The sequence below is a fragment of the Trabulsiella odontotermitis genome, assembly GCF_001188485.1.
Lineage (GTDB): Bacteria > Pseudomonadota > Gammaproteobacteria > Enterobacterales > Enterobacteriaceae > Trabulsiella > Trabulsiella odontotermitis_A.
This window is the reverse complement of sequence record NZ_JNGH01000062.1, coordinates 33,540-50,617: the sequence shown is the minus strand read 5'-3', so window position 1 is coordinate 50,617 and position 17,078 is coordinate 33,540. Positions and strand designations below refer to the sequence as shown.

Below are 17,078 nucleotides of genomic sequence, written 5' to 3'. Positions count from 1 at the left end.
GAGAGTGAGATGACACAACGAATTTCAGGTAAGTGGCTGCTGGCGCTGGGTGTTGCATCTGCCCTGAGCGCCGCCCCCGCATTCGCACAGAAAGATGTCGTGGTGGCGGTGGGATCCAACTTCACCACCTTAGATCCCTATGACGCTAACGACACCCTGTCACAGGCGGTGGCGAAATCCTTCTATCAGGGGCTGTTTGGCCTTGATAAAGACATGAAGCTGCAGAACGTACTGGCAGAGAGCTATACCGTGTCTGATGACGGCCTGGTCTATACCCTTAAGCTGCGTCAGGGGGTGAAATTCCAGGACGGCACCGAATTCAACGCTGAGGCAGTGAAGGCCAACCTCGACCGCGCCAGCGATCCGGCCAACCATCTGAAGCGCTATAACCTGTACAAAAATATCGACAAGACCGAAGCGGTGGATCCCACGACGGTGAAAATCACCCTCAAGTCGCCGTTCTCAGCGTTTATCAACATCCTGGCACACCCGGCAACGGCGATGATCTCCCCGGCGGCGCTGAAAAAATACGGCAAAGAGATAGGTTTCCACCCGGTGGGCACCGGCCCGTATCAGCTGGATACCTGGAACCAGACCGATTTTGTGAAGGTGAAGAAATTCGCCGGTTACTGGCAGCAGGGGTTGCCGAAACTCGACACCATCACCTGGCGTCCGGTGGTCGACAATAATACCCGCGCGGCGATGCTGCAAACCGGTGAAGCGCAGTTCGCGTTCCCGATCCCTTACGAGCAGGCCGCGATCCTCGGCAAAAACAGCAAGCTGGAGCTGGTTGCCAGCCCGTCGATCATGCAGCGCTACATCAGCATGAACGTCACGCAAAAGCCGTTCGACAACCCGAAAGTACGCGAAGCGATCAACTACGCCATTAACCGTCAGGCGCTGGTGAAAGTGGCGTTTGCCGGTTATGCCACCCCGGCGACCGGCGTGGTGCCGCCATCTATTGCCTATGCGCAGCAGTATCAGCCGTGGCCGTACGATCCGGCGAAAGCGAAAGCGCTGCTGAAGGAAGCGGGCTATCCCGATGGTTTCAGCACCACGTTGTGGTCGTCGCACAACCACAGCACGGCGCAGAAAGTGCTGCAGTTTACGCAGCAGCAACTGGCGCAGGTGGGCATTAAAGCGCAGGTGACGGCGATGGATGCCGGGCAACGCGCGGCGGAAGTGGAAGGCAAAGGGCAGAAAGAGAGCGGGGTGAGAATGTTCTACACCGGCTGGTCGGCCTCAACCGGTGAAGCCGACTGGGCGCTGTCGCCGTTGTTCGCCTCTCAGAACTGGCCGCCAACCCTGTTCAACACCGCGTTTTACAGCAACAAACAGGTGGACAGCGATCTGACGGATGCACTGAAAACCAACGATACGAAAGAGAAAGCCCGTCTGTACAAAGACGCCCAGGATATCGTCTGGAAAGAATCGCCGTGGGTGCCGCTGGTGGTTGAAAAGCTGGTCTCGGCGCACAGCAAAAATCTGACCGGGTTTTACATCATGCCGGATACCGGATTCAGCTTTGACGAGGCCGATCTGAAGTAATGNNTGCTGGTGTTCCTGTTCGTTCACCTGCTGCCCGGCGACCCGGCGCGGTTAATCGCCGGCCCCGAGGCGGATGCGGAGGTGATCGCGCTGGTGCGGCAACAACTGGGGCTCGATCAGCCGCTGCATATTCAGTTTCTGGATTACATCGGCAACGTGCTGCAGGGCGATTTCGGCACCTCGATGGTTTCCCGTCGTCCGGTATCGGAAGAGATTGCCAGCCGCTTTTTGCCCACGCTGTGGCTGACCATCGCCAGTATGATCTGGGCGGTGATCTTCGGCATGGCGATGGGTATCGCGGCGGCGGTATGGCGCAATCGCTGGCCGGATCGGCTCGGCATGGCGCTGGCGGTGACCGGTATTTCCTTCCCGGCGTTTGCGCTGGGCATGCTGCTGATGCAGATTTTCTCCGTTGAACTGGGCTGGCTGCCCACCGTTGGCGCGGACAGCTGGCGGCACTATATTCTGCCCTCCATTACGCTGGGTGCGGCGGTGGCCTCGGTGATGGCGCGCTTTACCCGCGCCTCGTTCGTCGATGTGCTCAACGAAGACTACATGCGCACCGCGCGGGCGAAAGGGGTGAGCGAAACGCTGGTGGTGCTCAAACACGGCCTGCGTAACGCCATGATCCCGGTGGTGACCATGATGGGCCTGCAGTTTGGCTTTCTGCTTGGCGGCTCTATCGTGGTGGAGAAAGTCTTTAACTGGCCGGGGCTGGGGCGTTTGCTGGTGGATTCCGTCGAAATGCGCGACTATCCGGTCATTCAGGCTGAGGTGCTGCTGTTTTCCCTGGAATTTATTCTTATCAACTTAGTGGTGGATGTGCTCTACGCAGCCATTAACCCGGCGATCAGGTACAAATAAGGTGAGATTGTTAAACTGGCGACGACAGGCCGTATCAGACGCCATGCCGACGGTCAAACCCGGGCAGGTACGCACGCCGTGGCTCGAGTTCTGGCGACGATTTCGTCATCAGCCCATCGCGCTGGCGGCCGGGCTGTTTGTGGTGTTGTTGATCGTGGTGGCGGTGGCGGCACCGTGGATAGCGCCGTTCGATGCCGAAAATTACTTTGATTACGACCGGCTGAACGAAGGGCCGTCAATGATCCACTGGTTTGGCGTCGATTCCCTTGGCCGTGATATCTTCAGCCGGGTGCTGCTTGGCGCGCGGATCTCGCTGGCCGCCGGGGTGTTTGCGGTGCTGATTGGCGCGGTGCTGGGCATTGTGCTGGGGCTACTGGCCGGGTATTACGAAGGCTGGTGGGACCGCATCATCATGCGCATCTGCGACGTGCTGTTTGCTTTCCCGGGCATTCTGCTGGCGATTGCGGTGGTGGCGGTGATGGGCAGCGGAATGGCGAACGTGATTATCGCTGTGGCTATCTTCTCGATCCCGGCGTTTGCCCGTCTGGTGCGCGGCAACACACTGGTGCTCAAACAGCAGACGTTTATTGAGTCTGCGCGCAGCATTGGCGCCAGCGACCGCACCATTCTGTTCCGCCATATTCTGCCGGGCACCGTGTCGTCGATTGTGGTGTTTTTTACCATGCGTATCGGCGTGTCGATCATCTCTGCCGCCAGTCTCTCGTTCCTCGGCCTGGGCGCACAGCCGCCGACGCCGGAGTGGGGCGCTATGCTCAACGAAGCGCGCGCGGACATGGTGATTGCCCCGCACGTGGCAATTTTCCCGGCGATAGCCATTTTCCTCACCGTGCTGGCCTTTAACCTGCTGGGCGACGGACTGCGCGATGCGCTGGATCCGAAGATAAAAGGCTGATATCAGGCGCGGTGCTGCCGCGCCTGAACGTTCTGTGCGCCCCTCCACAAAAGTACCGTTGGGTTCCCTCACGCGGCCGGTTTACGGGCATCATATTCTTACGTTGTCCAGCTCCGGGGGAAGCGATGCGTAACGAATTACTGACTTTTCTGGCAAACCAGACGGATTTTTTTGATCCTCAAAATCTGAGCGACGTTTTCACCGCCCGCTATCTGGCGCAGCGCTTCGCCTTAAAACGCAATACCGCCAGCCACTACCTCAACCAGCTGGTCGCGCAGGGCGTACTGGTGAAAATTACTACCCGTCCCGTTTATTTCCTGCATAAAGAGAGCTTTTGTCAGCAGTTTTTCGATCTGTCGCGTAACGAATATGACAGCGTGGCGCAACTGCTGGCGGACGACGGGCTGCAGACCGAAGCGCCTGACCATTTTTCCCTGTTGATCGGTCACGACGGCAGCCTGAAAAAACCGATTGAGCAGCTTAAAAGCGCACTGTTCTACCCCGACGGCGGGCTGCCGTTGTTGATCACCGGCGACAGCGGCACCGGCAAAAGTTACGTCGCCGATCTAATGCATCAATTCGCCATCTCGCAGGGACTGCTGGCGGACGATGCGCCGTTCATCAGCTTTAACTGCGCCCAGTATGCCAGCAACCCGGAACTGCTGGCCGCTAACCTGTTCGGTTACGTGAAAGGGGCGTTTACCGGCGCGCAGACGGATAAGCAGGGCGCCTTCGAAGCCGCCGATGGCGGCATGTTATTCCTCGATGAAGTCCACCGCCTGAATGCCGAAGGGCAGGAAAAGCTGTTTACCTGGCTGGATCGCAAAGAGATTTATCGCGTGGGTGAAACCTCGCAGGGGCACCCGGTGTCCACGCGACTGATTTTCGCCACCACCGAAGAGCTGCACAGTACGTTTCTGACGACGTTTCTGCGCCGTATTCCCATTCTGGTAACGCTGCCGGATCTCCAGAGTCGCTCACGGCAGGAAAAAGAGGCGCTGATTTTGCTCTTCTTCTGGCTGGAGGCGAAAACACTGGCGGTGCAGTTGTCGCTGACGCCGCGTCTGTTGCAGGTGCTGAATCACTACCATTACCGTGGCAACGTTGGCGAGCTAAAAAACGTGGTGAAATATGCCGTCGCCGCGGCGTGGGCGAAACAGCGTGGCAGTGGAAATCTGACCGTCGGCATTCAGGATCTGCCCGAGAAAGTCGCCGTGGCGCTGCCAGTTTCCGCAGAGCCGCTGCCCAACGAGGAGCGGCTGACGGTGGATCCGAACACCAGCCTCGTCTGGCTGCTGCGCTCGCGCAACCCGGTTCAGGGGATCATTCACGATACTCAGTGTCAGGTGCTGGCGCTGTTTGAGCAGTTCAATGCCGGGGAATTGCGCTGGGAGGACGTCCTGAAATTGATGGGCGAAGAGATCGAAACGCTTTTCGACCGGCTCATTTTTGAAAAACGCGACACGACGGATTCTCCGATGCTGTTGCTGACTACCCAGCAGGTGCGGGAAGCGTTTTATCGGCTGGAAAAGCAGTTCAACATTCAGTTTAACGGTAACTGCATCTATGCGCTCAGCCACTATCTGGTGCACCGTTCTCATGGCTCGCATTCGGCGTTAAGCCATGAACGTATTCGTCTGCTGGATGATTATCTGGCGCAGAAAACGCCGCTACTGTACCGCTTTTGCCAGGCGGTGATCGCCGCGCTGACGCAAAAACTCGACATCGAACCGCAGCGTATCGACGCGCTGCTGCTGGTGCTATGGCTGCATAAATCCGGCGCGGTCAGCCAGACGCACGTCAGCCGGGCGGTGATCCTGGCGCATGGGTTTGCCACCGCCAGCAGCATCGCTAACGTGGCCAACCGGCTGCTGAAGAACCCGGTATTTGAGTCGTTTGATATGCCGCTGGACGTCACGCCGGAGGCGATTGCGCAGCAGGTGGTGAACTATATCGAGAGCAATGCGCTCTCCTCGGGGCTGATGATCCTCGTGGATATGGGCTCGCTGAACGCCATCCACAGCTATTTCCAGCGCCGTGTCGCCACGCCAGTCGCCATCATCAATAACGTTTCGACCAGCATGGCGCTGTACGTTGGCGAACGGATTTTACAGGGCCATCTGATTGAAGATATCGCCCGCGACGTCAGCACCGATCTGCCTGTCGAACATCAGCTGTTCTGGCCGCAGGCCAATAAACCACGGGTGATCCTCACCACCTGCGTGACGGGCATGGGCGCGGCGACCAACCTCTGCACGCTGCTGAAAGCCAGCATCCCGGAAACCCTCGGCGTCGATATTATTGCTTGTGATTATCACATGCTCAGCGACAGCCAGGAGCGACAGCTGATTTTCAACCGTTACGAGGTGCTGGCCGTGGTCGGCACGCTCGACCCGCGAGTGCCCGCCGTACCGTGGATATCGCTCGATTCGTTGATTGCCGGTGGCGGTAGTGGGCAGCTGATGCGCATTTTCGGCACTATCGCCTCCACGGATCAGGTCAATGAAATCAACAATCTGCTGCTGAAAAACTTCTCCCTGCGGCGGGTGATTGAATCGGTCACTATTCTCGATACCGGCAAAGTGATTAATCAGGTGGAGCAGTTTGTGTTCCGTTATGAGCATCTGGCCGGGTGTCAGGTGCCGAACGATCGTAAGGTGGCGCTGTACGTTCACATCAGCTGTCTGATTGAGCGGCTGATTCGCAATGCGTCGCCGGGCACCTACAGCGGTCAGCAGTGTCCGGAGAGTGAGCTGACGCTGCTGCGGCAGGCCTTTAGTGTCATTGAGAGTAGCTATAGTGTCAAAATCCCGGTGGTGGAGCTGTATTACATTCACGATGTCTTAACGCTGGAGACGGAATTTATTCAGCAAGATCAAGAGTTTTAACCCTTCATACGTTTCATCCTGCCCTGGCGAAACGATCGCCACTTTACTCTGGCACGCGGCTTGCAAAATTCCGTGTGGTGGATTGAGTTTTTCGAGGACAGGATGAAACGACACTATATTTTTGCCAGCCATGGCACTTTCGCCCAAGGGGTACTCAATTCGGTTGAGCTGATTCTCGGCAGGCAGCCGGATATTTACACGCTATGCGCCTATGTGAATGAAAATACCGATTTGACCGTTCAGGTGGAGGAATTAATGGCCTCATTGCCTGAAGAGGATGTTGTCATTGCGATTACCGATATTTTCGCCGGTAGCGTGAATAACGAGTTTGTGCGCTTTTTGCAACGGCCACAGTTTCATTTACTTTCCGGTCTGAATTTGCCGCTGGTAATTGATTTGCTGATTTCTGCAGAAGAACAGAATACCGGAAAATTAATTCACGATGCGCTGATCAGTTCCAAAGAGAGTATTCAGTACTGTAATCAAACCCTCGCCACTGCCTTACAGGCGGATAAAGATTTCTGATAATGAGGAAAAATGATGATTGCCTTAATGCGGGTTGACCACCGATTGCTCCATGGCCAGGTTGCCTTTTCCTGGACGCAGTATGTCGACGCAGATTGCATTCTTATTGCGAACGACAGCGTGCCGAATGATGAACTGCGCAAAACGACCATCAAGCTGGCGAAACCGCCATCGGTAAAACTGGTGATTAAAAATATCGACGATTCCATCGAAGCGATTAAAAGCGGCGTGACCGATAAATATCACCTTTTTATCGTTGTGGAATCGGTTGAGGACGCCTGGCGTTTAGCCAGCGCGGTGGACGAAATAAAAAGCATCAATCTTGGCGGAATTAAGATGAAGGAGGGCAGCGTTAATATTTCCAAAGCCATTAATCTCCTGCCGGATGAAATAGAAAAATTAACCCAGCTGGTTGGGAAGGGCGTGGAAGTTGAAATTCGCCAGGTACCCAACGATCGCAAACAGTTATTCACGGAATGCGTGTAATTCCTGAGGACTCACTATGGTAGAGGCACTTTTACTTGGGCTGGTGGCGTTTATCGCCCAGTCAGAATATGCCCTCGGCACCTCGCTTATTTCCCGGCCTATCGTCACCGGATTACTCACCGGGCTGGTTCTGGGCGATGTCGAAACCGGCATCATTATGGGCGCGACGCTGGAACTGGCTTTCATCGGTTCATTTTCCGTTGGCGCGTCTATTCCCCCCGATGTCGTCACCGGCGGGGTGTTAGGGGTGGCGTTTGCTATCACGTCAGGGGCGGGAACCGAAACCGCGCTGCTGCTCGGGTTGCCTATCGCCACGCTGACGCTGGTGCTGAAAAACGTCTATCTGGGCATGTTCATTCCGATGCTGAGCCAGAAGGCGGATGGTTACGCCGAACAGGCCGACACGCGTGGTATTGAGCGCATGCATCTTATTGCCGGGTTTGGCCTGTCGCTGATGCTGGCGGCGGTGGTCACCATCTCGTTTCTGATTGGCAGCAACGCCGTAAAAGCGCTGCTGGACGCGATCCCGGAATTTATTAAGCACGGGTTAAGCGTGGCGACGGGCATTATTCCGGCGCTGGGCTTTGCCATGCTCGCTCGTTTGCTGATCAACAAAAAAGTGGCGCCGTATTTCTTCCTCGGCTTCGTGCTGATGGCGTATCTGAAAATCCCGGTGACCGGCATTGCCATTCTCGGCGCCATCGTCGCCGTTGTGATGGTCAACGTCTCCACATTTGCCTCTCCCCGGGCCCAAACCAGTCAAGGAGTCAGCGATGACGACGAAGATTTCTGAAGAATGCCTGCCGCAGGAACAGAGTGAGCAGCAGATTAACGCCCGTGATTTGCGCCGTGTTTTCTGGCGCTCGTTCCAGATGGAGTTTTCCTGGAACTATGAACGGCAAATGAACCTGGCGTTTGTCTATGCACTGATCCCGGTGCTCAAAAAGCTTTATCCGCAGAAAGAGGATCTGAAAAACGCGTTGAAACGCCACCTGGTCTTTTTCAACACCACACCGCACATTGTGACCCTGTTGCTGGGGATCACCACGGCGATGGAAGAGAAAAACAGCCAGCAAAAAGCGATGGACGACGGCGCGATAGAGAACGTCAAAGCGTCGCTGATGGGACCGCTGGCGGGGCTGGGCGACTCCTTTTTCTGGGGGACGCTGCGCCTGATTGCCACCGGTATCGGCACCAGCCTGGCGCTGAAGGGCAACATTCTTGGCCCCATCCTGTTCCTGCTGGTATTCAACGTGCCGCATCTGCTGGTGCGCTGGTTCTTCACCCGCTGGGGTTATGTCCTCGGGACGGGGGTGCTGCAGCGTATTCAGCGCAGCGGCATGATGGAGAACGTCACCTATGGCGCATCGATCATCGGCCTGATGGTAGTTGGGGCGATGGCGGCATCGATGATTGATATCACCATCCCGATAGCCTTCGGCACCGGCGAGGCGAAAACCAACGTGCAGGACATCCTCAACGACATTATGCCGTGCCTGCTGCCGCTGGTGAGTTTCGGCATTGTTTACTGGCTGCTCGGGCGCAAAGTAAAACCACTCAGCATTATCGGCGGTATGGCGCTGGTGGGCATTCTGGGCTCGTGGATTGGGTTGTTTTAACAGGAGATGACGATGTTACCCACAATGATGACCTATATCGAAGAAGAGCCCGCAGCGCTTGCGAAAATCCTGCGGGAGTATCAACAGCACCTGGCGCCGCTGGCTGATTATGTACGCCAGCGCCCGGTTCGCCGTCTGTTGATCCTGGCAACAGGCTCGTCGCTGAACGCCGCGATGTGCGCACAGCACTTTTTTGAACACCGTTTCGGGATACGGGTGGATATCAAAGAGCCTTATAACTTTGTGCATTACGAGACAATCGATCCTGGCACCAACCTGGTGCTGGCGATTTCGCAGAGCGGGAAAAGCGCCTCGACGCTGATTGCCATGCAAAAAGTGCAGGCGGCGAATCTGCCTGTGTTTGCCCTGACCTCGGATCCGCACAGCCCGATTGGTGAGGCCTGCGATGCGGTGCTCGACATTAACACCGGTATCGAAAAAGTGGGGTTTGTCACCCGTGGATTCAGCGCCACGGTGCTTAATCTGTTGCTGATCGCGCTGATAATCGCCCGCGCACAGCAGCAGATCACCGACGATGATGTGCAGAATTCACTGGCCGAATTGCAGCAGATTGCCGACGCCATTCCGACCGCCATTGCCCGTACGCAGGCTTTTTTTGACCATCATGAAAAAACCTTCAGAGACGGAACGCGATTTGTCGCTATTGGCTATGGCGCGTTAACCGGCGTGGCGAAGGAGTTTGAGACCAAGTTCACCGAAACCGTGCGCGTGCCGTCGAGCGGCTTTGAGCTCGAAGCCTATATGCATGGTCCGTATCTGGAAGCCAACGCGCAGCATGTGATGGTCTTTATCGAGGACGCACCCAACGCGCGGTTGCGGGCGCTGCAGGAGTATATGACGCCTGCGGTAAATCAGACGTTCAGGGTCTCGCCCGGCACGACACAAAACGCGCAGACGCTGGCGCTGGAGTGCCCGGTCACGCACTCTTTTTCACCATTGCTGTTGATTGTGCCGATGCAAATTCTGGCCTGGCGAACGGCCTGCGCTAAAGACATTAACCTTGCCGTTCGCATCTTTGATGATTTCGATCGTGTCTTAAAAAGTAAGATCTAATACTTCAGGAGAAAAATATGTTGGGTTTTAATCAGGACGAGTACCTGACGAGTGCTCGTGAGATCGTTGCTGCGCGTAAACAGGCGGAAGCGGTCGCAGATGCTATTGCTGAGCAGGGCGTCAACGCCTTATTTTTTGCCTCTGTTGGGGGTTCGTTAGCGCCCATGATGGCAATAAACGCCTTCGCCAAAGAATTAACCGACATTCCCGTTTACCTGGAGCAGGCGGCAGAGTTAATTCACACCGGGCATAAAAAACTCACTAAGGATTCGGTCGTCGTTACGTTATCGAAATCAGGCGATACCAAAGAATCCGTGGAAATTGCGCAGTGGTGTAAAGCGCAGGGAATACGCGTGGTGGCAATAACTAAAAATAGCGATTCTCCGCTGGCCAGCGCCGCGACCTGGCATATTCCGATGCGCCATAAAAATGGCGTGGAATATGAGTACATGCTGTTGTACTGGTTATTCTTCCGCCTGGTATATCGTCAGGGTGAATTTCCGCAGTACGCCCAGTTTGCCAGTCAGCTGGAACTGCTGCCGGAAAATTTGCTTAACGCAAAAAGGCAGTTTGATCCGCAGGCGGACAGCATCGCCCGTCAATATCACAACAGCGATTACATGATGTGGATTGGCGGCGCGGAAATGTGGGGCGAGGTGTATCTTTTCTCGATGTGCATTCTGGAAGAGATGCAGTGGAAGCGCACTAAATCCGTGTCGTCTGCCGAATTTTTCCACGGTACGCTGGAATTACTGGAAAAAGAGGTGCCGCTGTTCCTGGTGAAAGGGGAAGGGAAGTGCCGGGCGCTGGACGAACGCGTTGCACGTTTTGCGGAAAAGATCACTGATCATCTTGTGGTGCTGGATCCGCGTGATTATCCGCTTGAAGGGATTAATGATGAATTCCGCTGGATCCTCGCGCCGTGCATTATTTCCACGCTGCTGGTGGACCGCCTCGCGGCGCATTTCGAGCATTACACCGGCCATGATTTAAATATTCGTCGCTACTATCGTCAGTTCGAGTATTAATGCACAAATAAAAAAGGGGGACATCGTGTCCCCCTTTTTCTTTCGCAGAAGATTAAACCCGGCTACCCCACAGGTCATACTCATCGGCGTTTTCAATTTTCACGCGGACCACATCGCCCGGTTTCACTTTCGTTTCACCGTTCAGATAAACCGCGCCGTCGATTTCCGGGGCGTCGGCCATGCTGCGGCCAATCGCGCCTTCTTCATCCACTTCATCGATAATAACCAGAATTTCGCGGCCCACTTTTTCCTGCAGGCGTTCGGCAGAAATCTGCTGCTGCAGCTGCATAAAGCGGTTCCAGCGCTCTTCTTTGATCTCTTCAGGCACCTGATCCGGCAGGTCGTTGGCGGTGGCACCTTCGACCGGGCTGTATTTGAAGCAGCCCACGCGATCCAGACGTGCCTCTTTCAGGAAGTCGAGCAGCATCTGGAAATCCTCTTCGGTTTCACCCGGGAAACCGACGATAAAGGTTGAACGCAGCGTCAGTTCAGGGCAGATTTCACGCCACTGCTTGATGCGCGCCAGCTGGCGATCGACAGCCCCCGGGCGCTTCATCAGCTTGAGGATGCGCGGGCTGGCGTGCTGCATCGGGATGTCCAGATACGGCAGGATTTTGCCTTCTGCCATCAGCGGGATCACGTCGTCAACGTGCGGATACGGGTAGACATAATGCAGACGCACCCACACGCCCAGCTTCGCCAGCTGTTCGCACAGGCTGACCATACTGGTTTTCACCGGCTCGCCGTTGTAGAAACCGGTGCGGTGTTTTACGTCAACGCCGTACGCGGAGGTATCCTGGGAGATCACCAGCAGCTCTTTCACCCCGGCATCAACGAGGCGTTTGGCTTCGGCCAGCACGTCGCCAATCGGGCGGCTGTCGAGATCGCCACGCATCGACGGAATAATGCAGAAGGTGCAGCGATGGTTGCAGCCTTCGGAAATTTTTAAATACGCATAATGACGCGGCGTCAGCTTCACGCCCTGTTCCGGCACCAGGCTGGTGAACGGGTTATGCTGCGGCTTCGGCACGTAATGGTGCACATGTTCCAGCACCTGCTCGTAGCTGTGCGGACCGGTAATTTCCAGCACTTTTGGGTGCACTTCACGGATCTGATCGACCTTTGCGCCGAGGCAGCCGGTAACGATGACCTTGCCGTTTTCATTCAGCGCTTCGCCGATCGCTTCCAGCGATTCCTGGACCGCGCTGTCGATAAAACCGCAGGTGTTGACGATAACCATATCGGCATCGTCATAGCGTGGCACCACTTCATACCCTTCGGTACGCAGCTCGGTAAGGATGCGCTCGGAATCCACCAGGTTCTTCGGGCAGCCGAGAGAAATAAAACCAATCTTTGACATTTTTTATACAGTACATTGCTCAGGATGCGGGGATTATACAGATGCGGCTGGTGGACAGCTACAACCGGATCCGACGCCACAGCCATCTCGGTGGCGTCAGTCCGGAGGCCTTCGAGCAGGCCTCACCGTGAGGACACCGGAGCGTGGTCACTCCACTCGGCGCACATGTCAACGGGTAGCGCGTGTTATGTACCACCTGTCTGAGGGACAGGTGGTACAGTAGGGGTTAAAAAAGAGGGCATTACAGCCGGAACGCACGTAATCCGCTCAGGTCATGATGCGCAGGCATGTCGAGTAAGAAATCCAGTAATCTTTCGCCCATGGCAGGGGACCAGCCACCGTAAACGATGTTGCCACGGAATTTACGTATCAAATCATCATGGGAGAGCGGGGCGCGTGAGCTACCGCGCATGAACCCCTGACGAATTTCCCGCGTCTGCCCGTTGCGGAACGTGACTTTAATGTGGCCGGTGTAGTTTTCCGGGTATTCATTGTTCGGGTCGATGACATAGCGAATTTTCTGCGCCAGCTGGACGATTTTGGGATCGTGAACCAGCGCTTCCGAGAACTGCGCCATTCCCGCATCGCCTTCGAAAAAGGCCATCGCCATGCACCACGGCACGCTGAATTTCGCGGCATAGCTGTTCGCAGGCTGATGCTTTTTCGCCAGCGGTTCCCATAAGCGATGCACATAGCCATCGCTAGTCTCGCAGAGAATATCGACGATGTCGTCCGGATCGTGCTGCTCTTTAGCCAGTTGGATCATGCAATCCATGTAAGGGTGAGTCATGGTGCCGCTGGCAAAGGGCTTAAAGGTCAACTTATCGATTCGCCAGCTTTCGCCGATACCTTCAGTGAGATGGGAATAATCGGGTTGTGCCGTGGGCGCAAACGCATGATAGAAACTGTGTTTACCATCGAATACGCGACGTGGTGCAATAAACCCCTGCTGCGCCATGCGAACCGCTTTATAGCCTGCCTGCGCCGCCCAACCCGGGTGCAAACGCTTGGTCCAGGCACCTTCAGACAGATACTCGATGATGCCGCTGGAAAGACTGCCTGCGATACCGAAGGCGCCAGCCATTGTCGCCGGACTCAGGCCCAGAGCGGCAGAAACCCCCGCAGCTGCGCCGAACGGGCCGATGGCTGCGGTCGGGTGAAATCCCTGCGCGTGGATCTTGCCGGGGGCGACGGCGTTCATTCGGGAGGCGGTTTCCATGCCGATCGCCAGCCCCAGTAAGAGATCTTTTCCGCTCAGCGCAAAACGTNCCGTAGCAAGCACGGCGGGAACGGTAAAGCAGCCGACATGAAGAGGTGACCCCTCCAGCGTATCATCAAAATCTTCACCGTGAATGGCGGCGCCGTTTACCATCGCGGCACCGGCAACATCAAGGGCGCGGGACTGGCCCGGCACGGTACATTCACCGTAGTGATCGCAACTGTCGATCAACTGGCGGACATAGGTCGCATGGCGTCCGGAGATCATCAGACCAAAGCAATCGATCAGATCATTGAGGACAATCTCACGCGTTTTAGCCGGAATATCGTCATAGCGAATGCGGGTGAGGCTGCTGGCTAACTGTTCACTGACACTGAGATCCGGAGATTGAAATTCATTCATTTTGTTGAATTCCTTATGTGTTTGAAAACATCCTGGATTCTGTTGCCTCGCGGTCTGTTTTCCGCGAGGCGTTCCAGGCCTTACGGTTAATACAGACCTAACAAGCTCCACCAGAACGGGCCAATGCCCAGGTAGATGGCAAGGAAGACGATGCAGAACAACAGACCAAGCAGCCAGAAAGGACGCAGCGGGATATAGCCTGAGTCGTAGAAGATAGGACCAGAACCCAGCCCGTAGTGGGTTATCCCACCCATCAGATTACTGCAAAAGCACAGTGCCAGCGCACCCAGCATCGGCGGCGTTCCAACAGCCAGAATCACGCCTAAAAAGGCGGGGTACATGGAGGCCACATGCGCCGTGGCACTGGCGAAGAAGTAATGGGCAAACACATAAATCAGGCACAGCACGATCAAGGCGACAGTCCAGTCCATCCCGCCGACATAACCCGCCAGCACCTTACTCAGCCAGGGGATCAGGCCCAGTTTATTGAGGAAGTTGGCCATCATCACCAGTGCGGAGAACCAAATCAGCGTATTCCATGCACCTTTCTCAGCTGCCAGATCGGCCCAGGTCAGCACGCGCGTCACCAGCAGAACGGCGAGACCTACCAGCGCAGCAATCGTGGCATTTACTTTGAAGAACATATCGCCAATGGTCCAGAGGCCAATCAGACCGATGAAAACGCCGAGCATGATGTACTCTTGCTTTGACAGCTTGCCCATTTCCGCCAGTTTTTCTTTGGCGATCGTCACCGCTTCCGGGCTCTTTTTAATTTCCGGTGGCCAGACCACCATCAGGATCAGGGGCAGCACAATCAGGCACAGGGCGCCAGGCAGTGAGCCCGCCAGGAACCAGGTGCCCCAGTTAATCTCAATGCCTGCGCTTCCGGCGAAGCCGACCATCAGCGGGTTGGACGCCATGGCGGTCAGGAACATGGCTGAAATGACCAGGTTCCCCTGGAATGCGTTAGACATCAGGAACGAGCCAATACGGCGACCGGTGCCTTTCGCCGGGTCGCTATCGTAGGCGAGGGAAATCGCCAGTTGTAAGGGATATAACACCCCGCCGAGGCGCGCGGTATTGGACGGAATGACCGGCGCGAGCACCACGTTAGTGAGCGTTGTCGCGTAAGCCAGCCCCAGCGGTGTTTTGCCCGCCATGCTCATAAAGAGATAAGCAATGCGGTTTCCGAGCCCCGTCTTCAGAAACGCCCGTGAGATGAAGAACGCGCTACAAATCAGCCAGATGGTGGAATCGCTGAAACCACTTAATGTCTGATTCACCGACAGCGTTTTCGTCAGCCCGGTTGCAGCAATTGCCGACAGTGCAATCACCGCCATGGGATAAGGTTTCGCCATGAAGCCAACAATGGTCGCGACGAAAATCGCGAATAATTGCCAGGCTTTTGGATCGACACCATCCGGGCAGGGAATAAACCAGAGAATGATGAAGGAACCCACCCAGGCAAGATGGGGCCAGTACTTTGCAAAAAAGCTCTTTTCAGAAGCTTCCCCGGTGGTATTGCTTTGTGTGCTTTTCATAACTATCCCCTTAGCGTGAGGAATTATTTTTTTGTAGAAGAGCCATCAAATATGTGGCGTCCTGCAAATCCAGTATTTTCCATGCGGATTCAATTAAACGCGTGGTTTCAGCAACGCTGAGTACGCCCTCAGCGCAACTGGCGACCTTATCTTCTAATTCGCCATCAGTGAGCGGGTTATCAGGCCCACCACGGTAACGTTCATCCGCATCGCCCCGATAAAGGCGACCATCATTAAGTTCGATTTCTATCGACGAACGCATTTTGTCAAATCCCTGAGCTTCTATTTCCGGGGAGAATTGCGTGGAAATACGTTGCTGCATGGATTGCATTGCTTCACTACTGACAAATTCGTCGGTAAATTCTTTTTTACCTGCTTTGCCATTAATCACGATCATCGCCAGGATTGCCGGTAATGAAAATTTGGCCTGCAGGGCGTTTTTGGCAATCGGATAACGGATCGGATTTAAAATATTCGAACCCGCAAATAACGTAATGCGTGCAATATCTTTGCTGTCGATATTGTTTTCTTTAACTAATTTCACCATCAGATCGGCAGACGGATGGGTTAATACACCACAGGGATAAGGCTTAATACTGACGCCCGGGTAATCGATGCTCCAGGTCTTGCCAAAACCCTGAGAGAGTTTTTCTGGCGCAACCCCGCCACCAAAGACCGCGCAAAACCCCCAGATGCCATCCAGGGCGGCCGGATCTGCCGTATAACCCGCTCTGGCGAGAATGGCGGCGGTGAGTCCGTTTTCGCATGCCCGACCAACATGCAGTGGTTTGGTCATGGTGCCGAAATTCACCCGGATGCCGGCCGCCAGACTGGCGGCGATACCAAATCCCCGGCGTAACGCATCGCCTTGTAAATGAAATATTTTGGCGGCGGCGGCATAGGCGCCAAACGTTCCAACCGTCCCGCTGGAGTGGAATCCACGCTTGTAGAGCTGAGGGAGGATCCATTCCGAGATTTTGGTTTCGACCTCAAAACCGGTCATGAATGCCAGCATGAATTCCTTACCGGAGACGCCGCCATGGAGCTGTGCGGCGACCAGTGCGCCAGTGAGTGCCGGTATCGTTGGGTGAGTCAGAAGGCCATACACATGGTCCGGGTCGTGACTGACCTGGCTGTCATCCCAGTCATGCGCATGGCCTGCGGTGCCCATAACGCGGGCGGCAACCGGCGCAGGGACTTTTACACCGTCACGGCCTGGCAGAAGGGCTTCCTCTTTCCCGCCGGTCTCTTCTGCAAGTCTGGCGAGAATGTTGACACATTCATCATCCGAACCCGCCACATAAAGCCCAAGCCCATCAAGAAGGCATCGGGTGCCGATCTGCAGCACATTCGGCGGCATATCCTCAAAAGCAACGGTCTCGATAAATTTTGCTGCATCCTCTGTCATGGTGGTATTTGACGGAGTGGTAGCAAAAGGGTTTGTTTGTATAGATGACATAATTTAAAGATCTCCGTGTCTGTGCAGTTATTCTCCGCAATAATAAACAGGCAAGGAGTGTGCCATCTTTTTAATCATATGAAATATAAAGACAAATTGAAAATAATCGCGAAATAAAATGCCGGTTATTAGGATATTGGGTCAGCCTAATC

The 17,078-nt window shown here is 55.3% G+C and carries 13 protein-coding genes and 1 pseudogene; 10 read left to right on the top strand and 4 right to left on the bottom strand.

Going from position 1 to position 17,078, the window contains the following annotated elements; translation table 11 throughout:
• The first annotated feature begins 9 nt into the window (after positions 1-9).
• From gsiB to GM30_RS05180, 10 genes and pseudogenes are all read left to right on the top strand, one after another.
• A complete protein-coding gene (gsiB, locus tag GM30_RS25995; protein WP_049847767.1) occupies positions 10-1,548 on the top strand; it encodes a glutathione ABC transporter substrate-binding protein GsiB in 1,539 nt (512 codons plus the stop codon).
• 6 nt (positions 1,549-1,554) lie between these two features.
• Positions 1,555-2,412 (top strand): annotated as a pseudogene (gsiC, locus tag GM30_RS25990) (glutathione ABC transporter permease GsiC); the annotation flags it as partial.
• 1 nt (position 2,413) lies between these two features.
• Positions 2,414-3,325, top strand: a complete 912-nt coding sequence (gene gsiD, locus GM30_RS05215; protein ID WP_049847766.1) for a glutathione ABC transporter permease GsiD — start codon at positions 2,414-2,416, stop codon at positions 3,323-3,325.
• A 125-nt stretch (positions 3,326-3,450) separates the two neighbouring features.
• Positions 3,451-6,213 (top strand): sigma-54-dependent transcriptional regulator, encoded by a 2,763-nt coding sequence (locus GM30_RS05210; protein WP_049847765.1) that lies wholly within the window; start codon positions 3,451-3,453, stop codon positions 6,211-6,213.
• Between the two features lie 102 nt (positions 6,214-6,315).
• Entirely contained in the window at positions 6,316-6,738 is a 423-nt protein-coding gene (locus tag GM30_RS05205; RefSeq protein ID WP_049847779.1) for a PTS sugar transporter subunit IIA, read from the top strand.
• Positions 6,739-6,753: 15 nt separating this feature from the next.
• Positions 6,754-7,224: a PTS sugar transporter subunit IIB gene (locus GM30_RS05200; RefSeq protein WP_049847764.1), complete on the top strand. Its 471-nt coding sequence runs from the start codon at positions 6,754-6,756 to the stop codon at positions 7,222-7,224.
• Between the two features lie 16 nt (positions 7,225-7,240).
• Positions 7,241-8,017, top strand: coding sequence for a PTS mannose/fructose/sorbose/N-acetylgalactosamine transporter subunit IIC (locus GM30_RS05195; protein ID WP_049847763.1), 777 nt, complete (start codon positions 7,241-7,243; stop codon positions 8,015-8,017).
• Positions 7,998-8,843, top strand: coding sequence for a PTS system mannose/fructose/sorbose family transporter subunit IID (locus GM30_RS05190; protein WP_049847762.1), 846 nt, complete (start codon positions 7,998-8,000; stop codon positions 8,841-8,843). Before GM30_RS05195 ends, GM30_RS05190 begins: the two co-directional genes overlap by 20 nt.
• A 12-nt stretch (positions 8,844-8,855) precedes the next feature.
• Positions 8,856-9,917, top strand: coding sequence for an SIS domain-containing protein (locus tag GM30_RS05185; RefSeq protein WP_049847761.1), 1,062 nt, complete (start codon positions 8,856-8,858; stop codon positions 9,915-9,917).
• A 17-nt stretch (positions 9,918-9,934) separates the two neighbouring features.
• Complete coding sequence (locus tag GM30_RS05180; protein WP_049847760.1) at positions 9,935-10,945, top strand: SIS domain-containing protein; 1,011 nt, start codon at positions 9,935-9,937, stop codon at positions 10,943-10,945.
• Between the two features lie 52 nt (positions 10,946-10,997).
• Here the strand turns inward: GM30_RS05180 and rimO are convergent, their stop codons facing one another.
• The 4 genes from rimO to GM30_RS05160 all read right to left on the bottom strand — a co-directional run bounded on the left by rimO (position 10,998) and on the right by GM30_RS05160 (position 16,926).
• On the bottom strand, positions 10,998-12,305 hold the full coding sequence (gene rimO, locus GM30_RS05175; protein ID WP_049847759.1) for a 30S ribosomal protein S12 methylthiotransferase RimO: 1,308 nt from the start codon (positions 12,303-12,305) through the stop codon (positions 10,998-11,000).
• 241 nt (positions 12,306-12,546) lie between these two features.
• Positions 12,547-13,926 (bottom strand): MmgE/PrpD family protein, encoded by a 1,380-nt coding sequence (locus GM30_RS05170; protein ID WP_049847758.1) that lies wholly within the window; start codon positions 13,924-13,926, stop codon positions 12,547-12,549.
• 86 nt (positions 13,927-14,012) lie between these two features.
• Positions 14,013-15,467, bottom strand: a complete 1,455-nt coding sequence (locus GM30_RS05165; protein WP_049847757.1) for an anion permease — start codon at positions 15,465-15,467, stop codon at positions 14,013-14,015.
• Positions 15,468-15,477: 10 nt separating this feature from the next.
• Positions 15,478-16,926 carry an MmgE/PrpD family protein gene (locus GM30_RS05160; protein ID WP_049847756.1) on the bottom strand — a complete coding sequence of 483 codons (1,449 nt, stop codon included), beginning with the start codon at positions 16,924-16,926 and terminating at the stop codon, positions 15,478-15,480.
• Between the last annotated feature and the right edge of the window lie 152 nt (positions 16,927-17,078).